At 50.4% G+C, this 20,538-nt stretch carries 18 protein-coding genes and 1 tRNA gene; 8 read left to right on the top strand and 11 right to left on the bottom strand.

The genetic code is table 11. From position 1 onward, the window contains the following. Positions 1-27: 27 nt before the first annotated feature. Entirely contained in the window at positions 28-3,126 is a 3,099-nt protein-coding gene (infB, locus tag J7619_RS26890) for a translation initiation factor IF-2 (RefSeq protein ID WP_291206382.1), read from the top strand. Positions 3,127-3,192: 66 nt separating this feature from the next. Here infB and J7619_RS26885 read toward each other — a convergent pair whose 3' ends face one another. Further along, the gene (locus J7619_RS26885; protein ID WP_291206379.1) at positions 3,193-3,768 is read right to left on the bottom strand and encodes a metal-dependent phosphohydrolase; all 576 of its coding nucleotides are present in this window, start codon (positions 3,766-3,768) and stop codon (positions 3,193-3,195) included. A 379-nt stretch (positions 3,769-4,147) separates the two neighbouring features. Between J7619_RS26885 and J7619_RS26880 the strand changes: the two genes are divergently transcribed. Further along, positions 4,148-5,245, top strand: coding sequence for an SBBP repeat-containing protein (locus J7619_RS26880; RefSeq protein WP_291206376.1), 1,098 nt, complete (start codon positions 4,148-4,150; stop codon positions 5,243-5,245). A 77-nt stretch (positions 5,246-5,322) separates the two neighbouring features. Here the strand turns inward: J7619_RS26880 and J7619_RS26875 are convergent. From J7619_RS26875 to J7619_RS26865, 3 genes are all read right to left on the bottom strand, one after another. Continuing rightward, a tRNA-Val gene (locus tag J7619_RS26875) sits at positions 5,323-5,397 on the bottom strand. A gap of 24 nt (positions 5,398-5,421) precedes the next feature. Then, the gene (locus J7619_RS26870; RefSeq protein ID WP_291206374.1) at positions 5,422-6,735 is read right to left on the bottom strand and encodes an MFS transporter; all 1,314 of its coding nucleotides are present in this window, start codon (positions 6,733-6,735) and stop codon (positions 5,422-5,424) included. An 81-nt stretch (positions 6,736-6,816) separates the two neighbouring features. Continuing rightward, positions 6,817-7,272 (bottom strand): hypothetical protein, encoded by a 456-nt coding sequence (locus J7619_RS26865; RefSeq protein WP_291206371.1) that lies wholly within the window; start codon positions 7,270-7,272, stop codon positions 6,817-6,819. Between the two features lie 152 nt (positions 7,273-7,424). Between J7619_RS26865 and J7619_RS26860 the strand changes: the two genes are divergently transcribed. After that, the gene (locus J7619_RS26860) at positions 7,425-9,056 is read left to right on the top strand and encodes a T9SS type A sorting domain-containing protein (RefSeq protein ID WP_291206368.1); all 1,632 of its coding nucleotides are present in this window, start codon (positions 7,425-7,427) and stop codon (positions 9,054-9,056) included. Between the two features lie 17 nt (positions 9,057-9,073). After that, the gene (locus J7619_RS26855) at positions 9,074-11,089 is read left to right on the top strand and encodes a thioredoxin domain-containing protein (protein ID WP_291206365.1); all 2,016 of its coding nucleotides are present in this window, start codon (positions 9,074-9,076) and stop codon (positions 11,087-11,089) included. Here J7619_RS26855 and J7619_RS26850 read toward each other — a convergent pair. Together J7619_RS26850 and J7619_RS26845 are read right to left on the bottom strand one after the other, a co-directional pair. Then, on the bottom strand, positions 11,086-11,604 hold the full coding sequence (locus tag J7619_RS26850; protein WP_291206362.1) for a DinB family protein: 519 nt from the start codon (positions 11,602-11,604) through the stop codon (positions 11,086-11,088). The genes J7619_RS26855 and J7619_RS26850 overlap by 4 nt on opposite strands. Positions 11,605-11,619: 15 nt before the next feature. Then, positions 11,620-12,138: a DUF6265 family protein gene (locus J7619_RS26845; protein ID WP_291206359.1), complete on the bottom strand. Its 519-nt coding sequence runs from the start codon at positions 12,136-12,138 to the stop codon at positions 11,620-11,622. 228 nt (positions 12,139-12,366) lie between these two features. On the opposite strand from J7619_RS26845, the gene J7619_RS26840 reads away from it, so the two are divergent. The 3 genes from J7619_RS26840 (at position 12,367) to J7619_RS26830 (ending at position 15,534) form a co-directional block, all read left to right on the top strand. Continuing rightward, the gene (locus J7619_RS26840; protein ID WP_291206356.1) at positions 12,367-12,918 is read left to right on the top strand and encodes a hypothetical protein; all 552 of its coding nucleotides are present in this window, start codon (positions 12,367-12,369) and stop codon (positions 12,916-12,918) included. Between the two features lie 109 nt (positions 12,919-13,027). After that, positions 13,028-13,954, top strand: a complete 927-nt coding sequence (locus J7619_RS26835; protein WP_291206353.1) for a hypothetical protein — start codon at positions 13,028-13,030, stop codon at positions 13,952-13,954. 17 nt (positions 13,955-13,971) lie between these two features. Next, positions 13,972-15,534, top strand: a complete 1,563-nt coding sequence (locus J7619_RS26830) for a phosphatase PAP2 family protein (RefSeq protein ID WP_291206350.1) — start codon at positions 13,972-13,974, stop codon at positions 15,532-15,534. Positions 15,535-15,603: 69 nt separating this feature from the next. On the opposite strand, the gene J7619_RS26825 is transcribed toward J7619_RS26830, so the two are convergent. From J7619_RS26825 to J7619_RS26805, 5 genes are all read right to left on the bottom strand, one after another. Further along, positions 15,604-16,092 (bottom strand): YdeI/OmpD-associated family protein, encoded by a 489-nt coding sequence (locus J7619_RS26825; protein ID WP_291206347.1) that lies wholly within the window; start codon positions 16,090-16,092, stop codon positions 15,604-15,606. Next, positions 16,073-16,432, bottom strand: a complete 360-nt coding sequence (locus J7619_RS26820; protein ID WP_291206344.1) for a TfoX/Sxy family protein — start codon at positions 16,430-16,432, stop codon at positions 16,073-16,075. Before J7619_RS26820 ends, J7619_RS26825 begins: the two co-directional genes overlap by 20 nt. Positions 16,433-16,436: 4 nt before the next feature. Next, positions 16,437-18,599: a molybdopterin cofactor-binding domain-containing protein gene (locus tag J7619_RS26815; protein WP_291206341.1), complete on the bottom strand. Its 2,163-nt coding sequence runs from the start codon at positions 18,597-18,599 to the stop codon at positions 16,437-16,439. A 32-nt stretch (positions 18,600-18,631) separates the two neighbouring features. Then, on the bottom strand, positions 18,632-19,123 hold the full coding sequence (locus J7619_RS26810) for a (2Fe-2S)-binding protein (protein ID WP_291206338.1): 492 nt from the start codon (positions 19,121-19,123) through the stop codon (positions 18,632-18,634). Positions 19,124-19,211: 88 nt separating this feature from the next. Continuing rightward, positions 19,212-19,724: a DinB family protein gene (locus J7619_RS26805; RefSeq protein WP_291206334.1), complete on the bottom strand. Its 513-nt coding sequence runs from the start codon at positions 19,722-19,724 to the stop codon at positions 19,212-19,214. Between the two features lie 386 nt (positions 19,725-20,110). On the opposite strand from J7619_RS26805, the gene J7619_RS26800 reads away from it, so the two are divergent. Then, positions 20,111-20,407, top strand: a complete 297-nt coding sequence (locus J7619_RS26800) for a helix-turn-helix domain-containing protein (RefSeq protein WP_082217164.1) — start codon at positions 20,111-20,113, stop codon at positions 20,405-20,407. The last annotated feature ends 131 nt before the right edge of the window (positions 20,408-20,538 follow it).

Genomic DNA, 20,538 nt, shown 5'->3' with positions numbered 1-20,538 from the left:
AAAACCTTATTCTACTAAATTGCTAATATGGCAGAAGATAAAATGATGCGCCTTAGCCAAGTGGCACGGATCCTGAACGTGGGTATTACTACGATCGTGGATCATCTGTCTGCCAAGGGGTATAAGGTGGAAACTAATCCGAATACCAAAATTAATGCCGATCAAATTGAGTTTCTTGCGAAGGACTTCAAATCGAATGAGCTGAGAACTTCCCTGACACAAAAACCGGCTGCTCCTCCTGTGGAAGCACCGATTGAGGTGAAGGAAGACAAAGTTAAAAGCGATGTTGAGGGAATTCTATATTTCCGAAATACACCGAAAGCAGACGAGAAACCGGTTGTGGAAGAAAAACCTTCCGCTGCCGAGCCACAACCTGCTTTTGAAAATAAACTTCCTGGTATCAAAGTAGTTGGCAAGATCGACCTGGATGCAAAACGGCCGGTAGTACAACAGCCCGCTCCTGAGGAACAACCCAAAGCGGAAGCTCCGAAGGAAGTGGTTGCAGAAACTCCTAGGCCTGCTCCTGCGCCGGTTGAGAAGGAAGAAATCAAACCGGTTGCAACCCAGCCTGAACCTGTGAAGGAAGCTCCGGCAGAGGCCCCGGTAAAAGAAACTCCGGCTGCACCAGCAGCACCGGCTGCCGCAGCACCGGCTGCCGCAGCTCCGGCCGCCGAGGCTCCTGTGAAAGAAGAACCGCGCCCGGCTGCACCAGCAGAAGCTAAACCAGCACCTGCGCCTGTGGAACCGAAAGAGACAGCGCCAGTTGCTGAAAAACCGACGGTACCTGCTGCTCCGGAGAGCAGCAATACGCCGGAAGAGCAGCCATCCGGTGAATCGGAACTGATCGAAGCCCGCGGTGAACAACTCAGAGGCCTAAGGGTAGTTGGAAAAATTGAACTCCCTTCTAATAAAAAGAAAGATCCGGTAGCTTCCAGCGACAATGCCGCTGACAAAAAACGCCGGAGAAAAAGGAAACGAATCCGCGACGGAGCGGCGGCCCCTGGTGAAAACCGTCCAGCCGACGCGAATGCAGCAACTCCGGGCAATAATACAAATACCAATGCTGCTGGCACCGATGCTAACCGCAACCGTCCTAACACGCCGGGTAATACCTCTCAGGGTGGTAACCAGCAAGGAGGCGGGCAACGTCCTGCGCAAGGCGGACCGGGCAACCGTGGAGGCAATAACAGCAACAACAACCGCAGAGGCGGCCGCCGCGAGGAGGTTTCCGATAAGGAAGTTGCCAGCAATATCAAGGCGACAATGGCCCGTATGGGTGGTGGTAACGCCAAAGGTCCTGCAAGAGGAAAAGGCCGTCGCCGCGACCGCACAGATCAGAACGATCCAAACGGCTTCGACGACGAAGAAACAAAGGTATTGCGCGTAACCGAGTTCGTTTCTGCAAACGACCTGGCGTCCCTGATGGACGTGACCGTGCAGGAGGTAATCTCGGTATGTATGAGCATGGGTATGTTCGTTTCGATCAACCAGCGCCTCGACGCGGAAGCCATTACTTTCATTGCCGACGAGTTCGGATTTGAAGTAGCCTTTATTTCAGCGGAAGAAGAAGTACAAAACGACGTTCAGGAGGAAGTCGACGACGAGGACAGCCTGAAAGAAAGAGCACCGATCGTAACGATCATGGGTCACGTTGACCACGGTAAAACATCGCTCCTTGACTACATCCGTCAGGAAAACGTAGCAAGCGGTGAGGCCGGAGGTATTACCCAGCACATTGGTGCATATAGTGTTAAAACCAAAACCGGCAAGCCGGTAACATTCCTGGACACCCCGGGTCACGAGGCATTTACCGCGATGCGTGCACGTGGTGCGAAAATTACCGACGTAGTAATCATCGTAATCGCAGCGGACGACAGCGTCATGCCGCAAACACGCGAGGCGATCAACCACGCACAGGTAGCCGGTGTACCTATTGTATTTGCATTCAGTAAAGTGGATAAGCCAGGTGCCAACACCGAGAAAATCCGCGAAGAGCTGGCGAATATGAACCTTTTGGTGGAAGAATGGGGTGGTAAATACCAAACCCAGGAGATATCTTCCAAATCAGGTCTGGGTATCGACGAGCTGCTCGAAAAAGTATTGCTCGAAGCAGAATTGCTCGAACTGAAAGCCAATCCGGACCGCCGCGCGGCGGGAACCGTCGTGGAAGCATCGCTCGACAAGGGCCGCGGCTACGTGACGACGATCCTCGTTCAAACCGGTACTTTGAAAGTTGGAGATGTGGTATTGGCCGGTGCGCACTTCGGTAAAGTAAAAGCAATGACCGATTATCTTGGAAAAAGGCTCAAAACAGCGGGTCCGTCCATGCCGGTACAGCTGCTTGGTCTTAACGGAGCGCCACAGGCGGGTGACCGCTTTAACGTCTTCGAAAACGAGCGTGACGCGCGTGACATTGCTACCAAACGTGAGCAGATCCAGCGTGAACAATCGATCCGTACCCGCAAGCACATTACCCTTGAAGAGATCGGCCGTCGTAAGGCGATCGGTAACTTCCGCGAGTTGAACCTGATCGTAAAAGGTGATGTGGATGGTTCGGTAGAAGCGCTTTCGGATTCATTGCTGCAACTTTCAACTTCGGAAGTTCAGGTAAATATCATTCACAAGGCGGTAGGTCAGATTTCCGAGTCGGACGTCAACCTTGCGATTGCTTCCGATGCGATCATCGTCGGATTCCAGGTTCGTCCTTCTTCGAATGCGAAGAAAATGGCCGAACAGGATCAGATCGAGATCCGCCACTACTCGGTAATTTACCAGGCGATCGAAGAGATCAAAGACGCGATGACGGGTATGTTGGCTCCGACGATCGAAGAGATCATCACCGGAAACATCGAAATCCGCGAGGTGTTCAAGATCAGCCGTATAGGAACCATTGCAGGTTGCTACGTTACGGATGGTTATGTGAAACGCAACAACAAGATCCGCGTGATCCGCGACGGTATCGTACTTTACACGGGCGAAATCGACTCGCTGAAACGTTACAAAGATGACGTTCAGGAGGTAAGAAACGGTTACGAATGTGGTTTGAGTATCAAAAACTACAACGACATCGAAATCGGCGATATCATCGAAAGTTTCGAGCTACGCGAAGTAAAACGGACGCTTTAATTAGCTACCGATATAATGAAAGCCTGCTTCTTTTTTTGCGAAGCAGGCTTTTTTAATGAGCCTGATCTAATTCTGGTCGATCCTCAGTTTGCCCTTGACCTCCGTCAGAAGTTGGCAACAAGCCGCGTAGAGCCCTGGATTTCCCATATTGATCTTCCATAAATAACTATCCACTTCACGCGCGTACACCCGTGCAAAGCCCGGATCATGCTCGGCCAGCGAAAGCATATTATCGATAATATCCGCGTACTTGACAGTCTGGGCAATCGGCCGTGACGCTACTATCCTTGCGCTTTCAAGCTCCTTCCGCTCCGCCCTGTTCAGTGACGGATACCTTTCGGTGGTATATTTATCGGTCAGGTCGTCTACGCCGGCAAGTATCACCTCGTCCTCCTCGATGTTATAGCCAATGCTCATCAGTTTGTAAGACAAGTCAGCCAATGAACACTCGGTGTCTTCGATCAAATCGTGGCAAAATGCTATTTCGGTTTCATAACCATTTTGCACGTATTGTTCGACGCGGTCGGCTACGCTCAGTAAATGCGTGTAGTAGGGTGCACCGGTGTATTTACGTTTCTGACCGCCGTGCATTTCCTTCACATAATCAAACAACGCCCATCGGCGCTCCGTCAATTCCAGCATAATCATTCAATACAATCAACAATTCCAGATTCAATTCAGCTTTGTCTTTTTAAAGTAATAATAAAACTCTGGTTATTGAAATTATTACTGAAACCGTGCAACTCAATGGGCCTGTATTTTGGTCTATGTATCCGCAATCACCTGATCCGGCCGGATTTACTTCTTACCAAATCTTTCATTTATCATGAGATATATTTGTCTTTTCATTTTATGTTTAGGACTATGGCAATGCAAAAACTCACACACCCATGAACCTGCTCCTATCCCTGAGAGTGTCGGAAAACCGGATACAATCGGGACTATAACCCCACCCATTATTATAACCGCAGGAAATGCCATCGGCTATGACATTGCATTGGACACGGCAAACAACATTTATGTGACCGGATCATTTTCTGCTACTACCACTTTCGGAAGCATTACCAAAACCGTTGCGGGAAACACCGATGTATTTATCGCGAAATATAAGCCAGACGGACTGCTTGAATGGGTGGAAACCATCGGGGGCACCTCATACGACGAGGGACACGGCATTGCCGTCGATGCAAACGGCAACGTATACGTGACCGGCCATTATTATGAAACAATTTCTGCCGGCAACTTCTCGGTTACCTCCGCGGGCAGCGCCGATGTGTTCATCGCCAAATATAACACCAACGGACAGGCACAGTGGATACGCTCCGCCGGCAGCGACGGTGGGGAGCGCGGATATGACCTGGCCATCGATAATATGGCCAATGTGTATGTGACCGGGGAGTTTCAGGGCACCGGCTTTTTTGGCAGCATTCGTAAGCAATCCGCCGGAGAATTCGATCTGTTTGTCGCCAAATACGACACCAACGGAGAATTTTTGTGGGTACAATCAGCAGGAGGCAGCCACCGCGAAACCGGCAACGGAATTGCCACAGACCCCAATAGTGGCGATGTTTATGTAACCGGTACCTATTTCGGCACAACAACCTTTGGCAATACCACCAGAACTTCCGCAGGTAACGCGGACGTGTTTATTGCCAAATACAGCAAGGACGGCTCGTTTCAATGGATGCTGTCAAACGGAGGGCCGGACTCTGACTCAGGCATAGGCATCACCACAGACAGGCTTGGCAATATATTTGTGACCGGCCAACACGAAGTAGAAGCCAACGGCTTTTTAAACAAATACAGTTCCGACGGCAGTTTGTTATGGGGCACGCCCCTTGATATGAATTCCCAGGGCGCGGGAGTAGCCACAGACCAATCGGGCAATACTTATGTGATCAGCAATGTTTCGGTCCTGTTAAAATATGGTCCGGACGGCTCGCTCCAACGCGCAGAATTTCCGCGCAGCGACGACTTTGTCATCGGTACGGGCGTCGCGGTAGGGTCTCATGGCAAACCTTACCTGACAGGATTTTACAGAGGCAATCTCACTTTCGGTGGCAGCTCCAAAATCGCAGCCGGTGTACGCGACATGTTTGTGATCGCCCATCCATTGTGACTAGCCGACTGGTTATCAGGGATTGATATTAAGAAGCAAACAACAAAGGCCTGCAATCATACAGGCCTTTACATTTGTAGGACGTAGCGGGTTCGAACCGCTGACCTCCGCCCTGTCAAGGCGGCGCTCTGAACCAGCTGAGCTAACATCCTGCTTTTTGGTGCCGCGATATTAGCTCAATTTTCGTTACGATCCAATTCGAAGTTGTAAACTTTCCTGGAAGGAATGCGGTATAGCAGCATCAAGCCGATCACGAAAATAACCAGCAATGCCAATATGCTGTTGCGCATGCTGCCTGTAATATGCTCGACGGTACCATATATAAATGTACCAATCACGATCGCGAGCTTTTCGGTCACATCGTAAAAGCTGAAATAGGAAGCAGTGTCCGTGATATTCTCAGGGATCAGTTTGGAATAAGTCGACCGGGAAAGCGACTGAATGCCGCCCATTACCATCCCCACCGTGCAGGCGATCACGTAAAACTCCATCGCTTCGGTGGTGTAATAAGCCCCGGTGCAGATGCCGATCCAGACAGCGACCCCAATCATTAAAGCATAGATATTACCGATCTTTCCCGATAGCCAGGCAAATGTGTAAGAGCCGGCAATCCCGACCAGCTGAATCAGCAGCACGGTGATGATCAGGCTTTGCGAAGGCAATTTCAATTCATTTGCACCAAAGATCGTCGCCACGTACATGACCGTGCGCAAGCCCATCGTATAGATGAAAAACGCGCTCAGAAACTTGGCCAGGTAAGGCTGCTCGCGCAGACGCCCGTATACCTTTCTTAGTTCCCTAAACCCGTGAAATATCCAGTTCCCGCTCTTTTCCTTCTCCGCGTTGCCTGATGGCAGGTAATAAAATGGGATCTGGGCAAACAGTATCCACCACACTCCCACGGTAAAAAATGAAATACGTGCAGGAAGCGACTTCTGGGTAATGCCGTAGAATTGCGGCGCCAGGATCATGCTCAAATTGAACAGTAACAACAACACGCTACCCAGGTACCCCAGCGAAAAACCACGCGCACTGTACTTGTCGAATCGATCTTCGGTAGCGATCTCGGGCAAGTAAGAGTCGTAGAAGACGATACTACCGCTCCATCCGATCAAACTCAAACCAAAGAGAAACACCCCGGAAAGCATAGTTTCTTTGGTAAAAAAATATAGCAGCATACAGCTCACCGCCCCGGTGTAGCAGAAAAACTGCATAAACCGCTTCTTCTTCCCTGTAAAATCGGCAATGGCCGTGCAAATGGGGATCAGCAATGCTGTGATAAGGAATGAAACGGAGACCGTGTAGGAGAAAAGTACGGAGCTTTTGATCTGCGCCCCAAAAAAATTAACCTCGGGCGTACCCGAAGCGCTTAATGCGGTCGCGCTGAAATAGACGGGGAAAATGCTGGAAACGATCACCAATGCGTGCACTGAATTGGCCCAGTCGTACATGCACCACGCGTTGATGATGGAGGGAACGTTCTTTTTCATTCAAAAAAATTTGTACAAAATAAGAAAAGCGGCAGATTTTAGCCGCCGCTTTTCACTATAAATTGTATACTGCACCACCGGTTATTTGATCACAGGCTGGAAGACCATGATCGCCTCCTGCTCTACCCCGTTAACCGGCATTTTGCTTTTCAGCCTCATTTTGCTGTTGGTCAGCTCTTCCAGTCCGAATTCACCGGAGAATCCGACGATCTTGATATCCAGCGCCTTTTCTTCGTTGATCAGATACCAGGTGCCGCCATTGATTACCTGGCTGGAATTTTGATCCAAAGCCCTCACCGTCGCGTTTTGCTGGAACTGAATGTCCATTTCCAGAATGAACTTTGTGTCACCACTTAATTGCGTTTTAGGAATGTCTTTTCCAGACAAATCCGTTACGGAAGACATTCTCCATGGATAATTGACCAGTATTTTACTCTTTGCTGTCGGCTCCGGCGTTTCGTTGTTATCTTTGCCACCACAGCTAATCATCAAAAGCGAGAAAAACAGGACTGGAACAAAAAGAAGTAGTCGTTTCATGTTGATTGTATTTTACGTTTCAAGGCAATTTCTATTCTGCTGAACTGTGCGTCCCGGATTGCGCGTCCCGGACTACGCGTCGCGGACTGCGCGTCCCGGAAAAATGAAATTGGCGACATTGCAAAAGTAACGAATTTGTCTGGTCTTATCTTATGACATACTATACAAACATCTATTCAAAGGCATTTTTCAGCATATTTCTGAGTGTACTGCTCTGCGCATCAAAAGCGCAGAGTCAAAATTGCCAGCCCGGTTATGTGCTAAACCCGGTAAAAACGAACAATAGCATCGAATGGGGCAAATTCCCCGAGTTTTCGCTCCCATTTAAAGTAATTTACAGCGGACCGCGCTTCGGGGACACCCAGTCACAGCCACTGAGGCATGGTTTCAGCCATATTTCCGCATTCAGCGGTTCTGAACCTGGCTCGCTCGCGCCAGGCCAGCGCGCAATGCTCTGGTACGGGGTGGCCACATCGAGTGGTAACCAGCCGTGGGCCGATAATGTGCTGAAAAGCCCGTGGGGCAATGATACTGCCGCTTACCGGAGCTACTGGGATAATTATGCAAGCACTGTTACCAGCACCGATGTGGTGTGCCTGGACATTGAACGCATGCAGCGCGAAGACCGCGATATTCTTGCCTTGAAAACCAATACGCAGATCCCCCAAAGCTACCGAAACCTGTCCGACGCCGACTTCCTCGCTACTTACAAGCGGGATATCCGCTGGTGGTATACCGAGGCCGCTAACCGTCTGCGCGCGAAAGGTGTAAAGGCTTCATTGACCAGTTACAGCGACGTTCCCATCCGCAATACCTGGCTGAATATCACCGCCAACAGCTGGCAGGACTGGACCACTAACCTTGCACGTACGCATTACCTGATGCAGGACAATGCGGGAAAGATCGGAGGTAGCTTTTACAATGCCATGGACTTTCTGTCGCCCTCGCCCTATTACTATTATGGTTACGATCACCCTATCGGCAAGGACTACCTCTCCTACCTGCTATTCAGTATTGAAGTGAATGCCGCTTGGAGCACCAAGCCTATCATCCCGTTCGTATGGCTGCGTGTACACGATAGCTATGACCCGAACATCCCGCTGATCACCGATTTTATGGCGGAAGCCACCGCTATTTTCCCCTTCTTTTCCGGAGCAAAGGGCCTCTGGCTTTGGGAAAACCCGTTTTTATCGGCCGACAGGCAGGAAAATTATGCGCCCTACGAGCATTTCATTTACGGGCTGTACAGGCTCTCCCAATTCAAGGATATGCTTGAAGGGGCTTATCAGCTGGTGATCCCCATGTCGGCGCGGGACAATATGGAACAGCAAAGCCCGGTTTGGCGAGGCATTGTAAAGGGCCAGAATATCCTGATCGCCGCTCAAAATCCATATGCAGCCGATAACGCTACGACTTCGATCACCGTTTCCTATCAGAACTGGGCGCGCAACATTACGTTAAAGGGAAAAGAGGTTTTCCTCTGTAAATTCGATTTGAACGATTCTGTCAATGGTGTCGAACCGTCTATCGATATGGTAAATGTTTATCCAAACCCGGCGGCACGGGAGCTTAACGTTTCGCTGGCGGGTATCAACGGCGTTACCGACGTCGAATTTGCATTGACCAATAGCAAAGGGCAGATATTTCTGCAACAAAAACTGAAAGCATTCGCCGGCCAAACCAGGATGACGATCCCTTTGCCTAAACTATCGTCTGGCATGTATTTTGCCCGTTTTACTACCAATAACCGAACTGTCATTAAAAAGGTAGTGATCCTGCAATAGCCGCTGCCTGCACTGCTATGAACCGACTCAGCAAAGAAACCAGCCCATATTTGCTTCAACACGCCCACAATCCGGTGGATTGGTATCCCTGGGGTGAAGAAGCATTATCCAAAGCCAAAAGCGAAAACAAACCTATCCTGGTCAGTATCGGCTATTCAGCCTGCCACTGGTGCCACGTGATGGAACGCGAATGCTTTGAAAAGGAGCCCATAGCCCAGGTAATGAATGAATATTTCGTGTGCATCAAGGTCGACCGGGAAGAGCGGCCCGACGTGGACGCGGTATACATGGACGCCGTGCAAGCCATGGGCGTGCGTGGGGGTTGGCCGCTGAATGTGTTCCTGCTGCCGGATACTAAACCATTTTACGGGGTGACCTACCTGCCTGCTCAAAACTGGGTGCAGCTTTTAAAGAGCATTAACCAGGCATTTACCAATCACTACGACGAGCTGGCCAGCTCCGCTGAGGGCTTTGTCCAAAACATGGTCGCTTCCGAGAGCCAGAAATACGGCCTGGTCAGTGGTACTGTTCAGTTCAATACCAGCGATGCAGACCTGATGTTCGAGCAAATTCAGCGGCGTTTTGATACACAGAAAGGTGGTATGGACCGTGCGCCGAAATTCATGATGCCTTCGATCTACAAATTTTTGCTGCGCTATTTCGATATCAGCCAAAATCCCGAAGCATTGGCGCAGGTTGAGCTCTCGCTGAACCGCATTGCCCTGGGTGGGATTTACGATCACGTCGGTGGCGGCTGGGCGCGCTATTCGGTGGACGAGGATTGGTTTATCCCGCATTTCGAGAAAATGCTTTACGATAACGGGCAGTTGCTTAGCATTTACGCAGAAGCCTATGCGCTGACTCAGAACCCGCTTTATGCAAGCCGTATCGAGCAAACCATTCAATGGCTCACAAGCGAGATGCGCAGTGCGGACGGCGGCTTCTTCTCGGCATTGGACGCGGACAGCGAAGGCATCGAAGGCAAATTTTACATTTGGACCGAGCAGGAGCTTAAAGCCGCATTGGGCGAAGATTTCAACTGGTTTTCAAAACTTTACAAAATATCGCGGCAAGGGAATTGGGAGCACGGTTACAATCACCTACACCTGACCGAGCCCGTTGAATATGCGGCAAAAACCGCCGGAATTCAGGCCGGCGATTTTCCTGCATTGTATGAAAATGCATTAGCCAAACTGGCCGAAAAACGCCGGTCGAAAATCAGGCCGGGACTGGACGACAAGATACTGGCATCATGGAACGGACTACTGATCAAAGGGTTAACTGATTCCTACCGCGCGCTAGGGCATGAAGAAATACGCGGTCTGGCCATTGCTACCGGGCAGTTCATCGCATCCAAAATGACGGAGGGAAACCGTTTGAAACACAGCTACAAGAATGGTGTAGCCACGGTGACCGGCTTTCTGGAAGATTACGCCGCGGTTATAGAGGGGTATCTTGGGCTGTACCAGGTCACATTTGAGGAAGATTGGCTGCAAAAAGCACAAACCCTGGCCGATTACACGTTAAGCAATTTCTTCGACCAGTCCGAAGGCTTCTTCCATTTTACCGATACCTACGGCGAAGCGCTCATCGCGCGCAAAAAAGAGCTCTTTGACAATGTCATCCCGGCATCCAACTCCATGATGGCCCATAATCTTTACACATTGGGTAAAATGCTGGATCGCGACGAGTACCTGGAAATAGCCGACAATATGCTTTCTAAAATGACCAAACTGCTGCTGGCGGATGTGCAATGGGTTACCAACTGGGCTGCCCTGTATTGCCAGCGTGCCGTGCCCACCGCTGAAATCGCGATCGTCGGTGGCGATGCAGATGCGATGCGCAAGGATTTTGATCGCTTTTTTGTCCCCAACAAAATCGTGATGGGCACAAGCACCTCCTCCACGCTGCCGCTGCTGGAAAATCGAACTGAAATAAATGCCAAAACAGCCATTTACGTCTGCTTCGATAAAACCTGCCAGTTGCCGGTAACTAAGGTGGAAGAGGCGCTCGAACAGTTAGCAGGGGTTTAAAGTAGCGGGAAATAGCGGTCGCGGAGCACGTTCATGTGGTGTACCGGATGCCCAAGGATCACAAAACCCAGAGCGAGCGCTGTTATTTCGGTCTGATTGGCATTGCCCACGCGCGTCAGCATGGCTTTATCCATGTTCTTAAACAAAGTGATGGTGCTTCGGCGCAGCTCATTCCATTCCTCCATCAAATCGGCCACGGTGCGGTGGCCGGCTACCGTATTTGCTGCAAGAATCGCTTCGTCATAGCCCGGAAGCTGGGTTTTATCATTCCTGGAAAAACGAAGCGCCCGGTAGGACATAATCCTTTCATTATCGATTATGTGCTGCAAAATGTCCTTGACAGTCCATTTGCCTTCTGCATAAACCCTGTCTCCAAGCGCGATCAGCTTTTCCGTTTCGGCAAAAACATGCCCCGGCGTAAGTGTTGAAAAACCATCGAAAAGGTCAATATCGTCTACTAGGTTGATGTATCGGTCAAAAAACGGGGGCATTGGTAGGATCTCTGATCTCTTCATGGTGTTATGGATAATTTAATGTATTCTTCGGTAGGGATAGTCGACTCTGCGCTGCCGGGACTGCACTTCCCCCTCAATATGGGCATAAAGCGAATCATTTGACCTGAAATCATAGACAATGCGCTTGGGAAAATCGTGTTGCAGGTTTTCGAACACGAAACGTTTGCCTTCGATGCTTTTTAGTTTAAACAAAACCTCCTTATTCTCGTTCTGCCCTGCGGCCACCGGAGCGTAAACGATCTGTCCACCCCGGATATAAAGGCGGATCTTTTCAAGGGGCGTCGTATCGCCAGCTGCGGCACCGGCGCCGGCCACCGTATAGCTCATCCCGATAAATTCCGTGTCAGTTTTTCGGGTCCAGGTTTCGTAAATATCACCTCTCGGGCGTTTATTCAGCCAGGTTCCCACGATCGGTTTCAGCTCTTCGAAATCCTTTTGGGTAAATGTGTTTTCCTGGGAGAATGCACAGCAGGCCAGCAACAGGCTCAGTACCGTGTGCTTACAAAGCGCAGACAAAGACAGTTCGGTTCGCATGGCTTTCAGGGGTACATGTTGGAGGGATCAAGATAGTGAATTTTAACAATCGTTAACCCAGGCCTGCTATACATATCTCTGAAATCCAAATAAATAACCCATTCATCCTATATTAAATAACCCATGGTTACTACATATTGCAGTAAATGAGCCTGTTAATGATTTAAAGAGTCCCTTGTTTATATGTACCTAAAGTGATTACATTTGATCATAAATCCTCTTTAAGAATTGAGAAGACTGGCGTCGATAGGGTTACTGATATTGCTGCTCTACAACATGTTTGGGCTAAGCTTCGCTGTTCTTTACTTTGAAAAGGACTACCAGATCGCTACTGCCGGCGAAGCGGGCCGCTCGCTGGTCAGGAAAATGTACCTTCCGTCGCTACCCTATTCCGGCGATCTGGAAATCACTGAAAACATAGAAGGGCTGGTTCGCCAGGACGGGCAGTTTTACAACCCCACCCATGTCGTACACGAGAACGATACGCTTTACGTGACGCTGCAATCCAATGAAGCAGCCCGCGACCACTTTTTTGAACTGGCCAATGCGATCCAGGTACTGAATGATCCCCAGGCCGACTTTCCCCAGAGTCCGTACGGCAAAGCCGTGGAGTTGCTCGGCAACCTTTGGAAAATTTATATTCCCAATACGCAGCAGTTCCCGGCTCATTCCGAGGCCATCGCGCAAGAACTTCGTTTATCGGCCCATACGCATTATGTTGCGCCGCATTACCCCTCATACCCAACCTCGCTGGCATCTCCCCCGCCCGAACATTGCTGACATGCTCTTTAAAATCATGACGCACTAGGTTCAGACATGCTGAACCGTAGGTGTTATGCTACACTATTTGCACCATTCAGGTGTGCGCCATCATATTAATTTCTGATCTATGATAAGTTCTTTACATCAAAAAGGGCTGCGTCTGCTCGGCATATTGCTGACGATCGCCGGCTCGATATCCTCCGCCTACGCGCAGATGCCCAATGACGCTATTTATATGGGCAAGAAAACGGCCTGTCTGGCCGTATCCTACACGCACAGCTCGTGGGACCAATATTGGGAAAACACTTTGAAGCGTGAAAACCTCAATATCGGTACGCATACGACACAAAGCATCATGCCGATGCTGGCAGTCGGTATTACGAAAGACCTCAATGCCATCGTGGCATTGCCTTACGTATGGACACAAGCCAGCGCGGGTAACCTCAGGTGGCAGAAGGGCGTACAGGATGCCTCCCTCTGGTTGAAATACCGCCTCCTGAACAAATCGGGATTCTCGCTGCACGCCATCGGAGGCGCATCGATTCCCGCATCCAACTACATCCCCGACTTTCTGCCGATGTCAATCGGTCTGCAATGCAAAACAGCCACTGCACGGTTGCTGGCCAGTTACCGGCATAGCAGCGGCATTTACCTGACCGCCTCGGGCTCCTATATTTTCAGAAGCAAAATTACCATCGACCGCGATTCTTATCAGGCCGACGGCAAGCTGTATAACACCAACAAGGTATCCGTCCCCAATGCATACGACGCTTCGGCAAGACTCGGTTATCTAAAAAAATCCATCCAGGCCGAAGGTTTTATCGAATACGGCGCATGTGATGGCGGCGATAACATCCGCCGTAATGACATGCCTTTCCCGAGCAACAATATGAAGGCGACTTTGGTAGGGTTATATGCCAAATTCCAGCCTAAAAATATTGGCGTGAATGCGCGCGCGTCGCATGTGATCTCGGGGCAGAATATGGGGCAAAGCACCGCCTTTTCCGTAGGCGTGCTTTACCAGTTCCGCTACCTCAAAGAAGCTAAAAACTAACATTCCAGACTGAAACGATGAAAATCAACTATATCTCTCTTAGGCAATCCATCACTCGCTTTGCCCTACCGGCTATGGCGGTGATGATGCTATGGTCCTGCTCCAAGACCGTCGATGAACCCACTGCGGGCATCAACACTCCTTCCAGCCTGGACGAAAAAGCCGGTACCTGGAAACCTTACGTACTAGCTTCGTCTGGCGACATCGCTGTTGCAGAACCCAAGGAAGCGGCTTCCGCTGAATATAAAGCTGAACTTCAAAAGCTGAAAACCGCAACTGACGCCGTTACTCCGCAGCAACGCGAGCAAATCAATTATTGGGGAGCAGGCGCAGTATACCGGTGGAACGAAATAGCACGCGAATTAGCTGCACGCTACAACAGCCCGCCGGCTTCAAATGCGGATGGCAAGTACCCGGTACCCGACGCGAGCAAACCATTGGAAGATCCAAAATTCCCGTTTGCCAACCCGCCCTACACAGCACGCGCCCTTGCCTACCTGAGTGTAGCGCAGTATGACGCGCTGGTAGCCGCGTGGAACTACAAATTCAAATACAACCGTAAAGCCCCTTCCAAGAACGATACTTCGATCAAAACGCTGCTACCTGTGAGCGATCTTCCGTCTTACCCATCAGAAGACGCAGTCGTTGCCGAGGTTTCCTGCGTGATCCTCAAAGCAATGTTCCCTGGCGAAGTACCTTTCCTGGAAGCCAAACTGGCCGAGCACAAACAAAGCAGAATATCGGCAGGAATGAACGTCGAAAGTGATATCCTGGCCGGATCCGAGCTGGGCAAAGCGGTAGGCGCCAAAATCATGGCACGCGCTAAAACCGACAAAATGAGCGGCGCCAACAACCAGGCGCAAACAGCCTCCATGATCGCGAACGCACGGAAAATCGGTGTTACCGAGCCGTGGGTAAGCCAGGAGTTCCCCCCACGTCCGCCTATGCTGCCGACCTACGGCCTCGTAAAGCCCTGGAATTTCGATTCGGCAACGGTAGTAGCGCTCCGTCCCGAGGCGCCGCCAACCATCGGTAGCCCTGCATACCAAAAGGATCTCGACGAATTGCTCAACATCGCTAAAAATCAGACGCGCGAGCAAGCACGTATCGCCAGCTTCTGGTCCGATGGCGTTGGAAGCTACACCCCTCCGGGCCACTGGCACAGGAAGGGCGCCGAATTATGCCACGAAAACAAATACAGCGAGGTGCGCACCGCTCGTACACTTGCCCTGCTGGGCACCACCATGCAGGATGCGGGAATCTGCTGCTGGGACGTGAAGTACTGGTACTATTATCCACGCCCGAACCAGATGAGCAGCAAGATCAAAACCTCTGTCGGGTTGCCTAACTTCCCGTCCTACACATCGGGCCACTCTACATTCTCGGGAGCCGCAGCCGAGGTGTTAGCGCACATTTTCCCTGATAAAAAGAAGGAGGTCGACGACATGGCGTCCGAAGCATCGGTGTCCCGCATTTACGGTATGATCCACTACCGCTTCGACTGCGAAGTCGGCCTGTCATCCGGCCACAAGATCGGCGGCTATGCCGTTCAACGGGCTAAGACGGACGGCGCGGAGTAAGGATTGGCATGCTTCCAATAAAAAATCCCTATCGCAATTCGGTAGGGACTTTTTATTGGAAACATTAATTCAAATCGGCTGATCGCCCGTCAGCCGCTTTCCCTGCAATAGCATATCGATCATTTTGGCGATACGGGCTACTTTCGTTTCGTCCTTTTTGGCAGAATAAACCCAGTCGCGGTATTCTTTTTGAGCACCTTCGCCGAGTTTCATGAAGTTGGTATAGGCTTTGGGCTCATCTTTAAGGCAATCGATCAGTTCTTCCGGGATAACTAATGCCGAATTGTCGGCATAGAGCTCTACCGTTACCCAATCACCTTCCTTTTTGCGGATTCGCTTGCGGATTTCCGCTTTCACGGGCAGGAACAGCTGGCCCGTTCCCATAGGCATCAGATTGTAGCCCATCAATTCATAATCATCAATGCGCCCTTTAACCTTCACCATCCCGAACTTCCGTTTGATATTCTGCGGGATTTCGGACAGGACCACGTATGTCCAGCCTCCCTTTCCGGGAAATTTTTCCAGCTGATATTTCTGGTTAACCAACAGTTCCTCCATTACTTTTCTTTTTGGATGACTTGGCAACCTTATTGAAGCTAAGGCACCTGGCCACCCATGACTCAAAGGCTTCCCGGGAGGCATATCCTTCCGGATTTACAAATACATAACCCTTCATCGACCGCCCGTTGTGGATCATCGGCTCCACGCCATTCATTTCCAGCGCCGCATCATATTCGTCGGGCCCGATGCGGCATAACAGCACATCGTTGCGGACACAGATGCACATCTTATCATCGACCATAAAAGCCAGCCCCTGGAAGAGGGATTTCTCCTCCACCAAGGGCTGATTAACCAGAGCCTCGCGAATGCGATTGGCTACCCGTTCATCATAGGCCATTTTATCAGGCAATATTAGTAATGTCAAAAGGCAGTTTCCGAAGTCGCTTGCCGGTGGCTGCGAATATCGCATTACCCAGCGCGGGAGCGATCGGTGGCAGGCCAGGTTCTCCTACCCCGCCCGGAACGGCCCCGCTGTCAACAATATGGATTTCCATAGGAGGCGCCTCGTTCATCCGCATGACATTGAACTGGTGATAGTTGGTCTGGTCACAAATGCCGTTGGTGAATGTGATTCCATCCTTGATCGCGGCAGTGATCCCCATCACGATATTTCCCTCTGTCTGCGCCTTTACGTTGTCCGGGTTTACATAATAGCCGCAATCGATCACAGACACGACCTTATCGATTTTAACCCCGCTGTCCTTTTTGGAAACTGTAATGCAGCAGGCCGAAATGCTTCCGAATGATTTGAAGACCGCAATTCCCTTGCCGCTGCCTTCGGGAAGCTTCTCATTCCAATTGGCTTTTTCCGCCAGCGTTTCGAGCACCTTTTTGAAGCGCTCGTCCGGCAGGATTTCAAGACGTGCTTTTAACGGATCTTTTTTGGCCAGATGCGCCAGTTCATCCACAAAGCATTCCTGCCCCCAGCCGAAGTTGGAAGCATACACCGACCGCCACCAAACCACGGGAATGTCGGTTTTCACATTCGTCCAGCTCACTTTCGAAGCTGTTGCAAACTGGTATTTGTTGTTCCCTGTACTGATTTCCTCGCTCAGCCACGGATCAGCCTCGTCGTCTTTCAGTCCTTTAAAAACCTGTCCTACGATGGACTCCCCGATTGCATGGTGATGGAAACCCGTGATCTTGCCATCTTCTACAAATCCCTGCATGTGGCTCAGCATCCCGGGGCGATACGGTCCCTGGGTAATGTCGTCTTCCCTGGTCCAGATTACTTTGACGGGCTTTTTCAGCTCTTTTGAAATGTGGCATGCTTCGAGCAGAAAGTCATGGTAAGCCTTGCGGCCAAATGCACCACCCAGCAACGTCACATTGATTTTCACCTGTTCGGGTTTCACTTTCAAATACCCGCAAACATCTCTCAATGCCCAGTCCGGCCCTTGAATCGGCGCCCATATCTCCACCGAGCCGTCATCCTTCACATGTACGACCGCGTTCTCGGGCTCGATAGGCGCATGCGCGAGAAATGGCGTTTCATAGTGAGATTCAAGCTTGTCCTTCGCGGTAGCATATTTGGCTGCAAAATCACCCTTCTCTTCAAAATTCACGCCTTCCTTTTGGGCGGCCTCATAAGTCGCGGCGAAATAGCTGGCAGTATCCACCGTTTTGGCATAATTACCATTATCCCAATTGACTTTCAGCGCCCGCTTGCCTTTCAATGCGGCCCACCAGTTGGTAGCCACAACGGCTACGGCTTCCGAGGTACGGTGCGGCATGGTCCGCTCGGTTTTCATTACCTGCAAAACGCCTTTCACCTTTTTCGCATCCGAATCGTCGATCGAGGCAACTTTGCCATGGATCATCGGCGAATGCACGATGGCGGCGTACACCATACCCGGCACGTCCACATCAAGGCCATAAACAGCCTTTCCTGTCACCCGCTCGGGTACATCGAGACGCTTGTTATACTTTCCGATGATCTTGAAATCCTTCGGTTCTTTCAGCTTGGGCTCTTTGGGGATTTCCAGCTTCGAGGCATCATCTGCCAGCTCTCCGTAAGAGAGACTCTTTCCGCTAGCCTTATGCCATATTTTACCGTCTTCGGCTACACATTCCGCAGCGGGCAGGTTCCACCTTTTGGCTGCGGTGGTCGTCAGCATTTCCCGCGCTGCTGCACCGGCTTTACGGATCGGCATCCACAGCTCGCGCACCGAGCTGCTGCCACCGGAGGTCTGGCTACCATATTTGCCTTTACCGTCGCTTTGTACAATGAGCACCTTTTCCAGGCTCACTTCCAGCTCTTCGGCTAATAGCGACGGCACGGCCTGCGTCGAGCCCTGGCCCATATCCGGGCGCGGATTCACCAACGTGATATTTCCGGTGGTATCGATAATAATGAATGGATTGATTTCCAGCTTCAATACCGCCGGGGCGATCTTTTTCAGGGAAGCATCCCTGGTAAAGCCCGAAATGCCTACGGCCAGTCCGATCGATGTAAATCCGGCGGCTTTCAGGAAGTCGCGCCGCGATGTTTGTATATTTTCCAATGTTTTCTGTGGCTAAGGTTGATGAACTTGCATTAACGCTGACCGATCCCTTTCCCGGCTACTTTCATTTCATCCGAGGCGCGGTGAATCGCCTTTCGGATCCTGTCGTAAGTGCCGCAGCGGCACAAGTTGCCGCTCATAGCCGCGTCTATGTCCGCGTCGGTCGGTGATGGGTTGGATTTCAGCAACGCTGCGGCCGACATGATCTGTCCCGACTGGCAATAACCACATTGCGGGACCTGCTCCTCTATCCAGGCTTTCTGGATAATGCTCATCTTGCCTTCGCCGATACCTTCGATCGTCGTGATTTTATCGTTTTTCCCGACACTCGAAACCGGTGTCTGGCATGCCCGTGTCGGCTGACCGTTCAGGTGGATCGTGCAAGCGCCGCATAGCGCCATTCCGCACCCGAATTTGGTCCCTTTCAGATCGGCAAAGTCGCGTATCACCCATAGCAAAGGCATATCGGGTTCCACATCGACTTTCACCTTTTTACCATTTAATGATAGGTTGTATACAGCCATGGTGGTGAGTGATGAAGGTTTATGGAGTGGTGAATAATCTGTAAAATATTACAAATTCCCTGACTTTTACAACAATCTTAAAGCGATGTCAGGCTTTTAAAAAAATAAGCTGCCCGAGGTGGTAGGCTTCATGATTCGTCCTGTTAATCAATATATTAAGCTTATTCCGATGCGGTTCGCGCGCGAAATTTTCCTGAGAAACCGCATTGTGTTTGCCGAACCATTCGTCCGCATCGAGCTCGGTGAAGTAGCGGGTCAATACCGCATTCAGATTAGCCCATTTTGTTTTCAGGTCCGCTACCGTCGGGATTTCATCAAACGTGCGGTCAGGGTTTTTAACAAAAATCTCATCCAATTCCGGGTACAGACGTTCGCCCAGGCCTAGTAATGAGATCATTCCGTCATTGACTGCTATCAGATGGCCCAGCAGGTAAACTGCCCGGTTTTTGCCTTCGGCAACGGGCTCCAACAAACGCTCGTCGGACAATTGGGCCAGCCAGCCGTTCAGTCGCTGGTTTTGCAGCTCCCAGTTGGAGACTACCATTTTAACAAATAATTCTTTACTGTTTTTGAGCGTGGTGGTTTCGTTCTGTGTACTCATGGTGAAGGTTTCTTGATGATTGTTGGTAAAAAAAGGATTGGCTCCGTTTTCGACAACAACATCTGCTCCTCCAACGATCGCGATTTGAATAATTTATTTTTTGCTGCCCCCCTAAAAGGGCGTTTTTCGCTAAGGATTGCGTCAGGAAACGCCTATTAATTTGTAGCCTTTGTCTGTAATTTAATGATTTCGTCAAGGGATTTCGACTCTGTCCAAAGGGTCATCGTGGAAGAGTTTTATGTTAAAAGCAATATAATGTTTAGTGAACTTCTAACAGCTTGCCAGCCACCCGAAATTATCCTCCGGGATGCCGCGACTGCGCACGGTATAAATGATGTTGATTATTTTCAACATTATTTATATTTTTGTTTATAATAATCAACATTATGCAGACCAAAAAGCAAGTTGTGCTACCCAGATTCCAGAAAATTCTGGAACAATTGGGCGAAAACATCAAGTTAGCCCGCAAGCGGCGGAAACTCACGACCATTCAGGTATCTGAACGGGCAGGTATTGATCGCACTACATTGTACCACATTGAGAAAGGTAACCCTAGCGTGTCGATAGGAGCATATTTCAATGTTCTGCGCGTTCTGGGCTTGCAAGACGATTTTCTCAAATTGGCTGCTGACGATGAATTGGGAAGGAAATTGCAGGATTTGAAACTGATTGGCAAGTCTTAGTATGGCAGACCGGACGGACATTTATGTTTATGCAGATTGGATCGGCATGGCGGGGCCAAAACTGATCGGGACGCTCTCTGCGCAACAAGCCAAGGGTAGGAAATCATTCAGCTTCACGTATAACCGAGGGT

Source organism: Dyadobacter sp., assembly GCF_017744695.1.
GTDB lineage: Bacteria > Bacteroidota > Bacteroidia > Cytophagales > Spirosomataceae > Dyadobacter.
The sequence above is the reverse complement of the archived record's forward strand: the minus strand, read 5'-3'. Positions and strand labels throughout refer to the sequence as shown.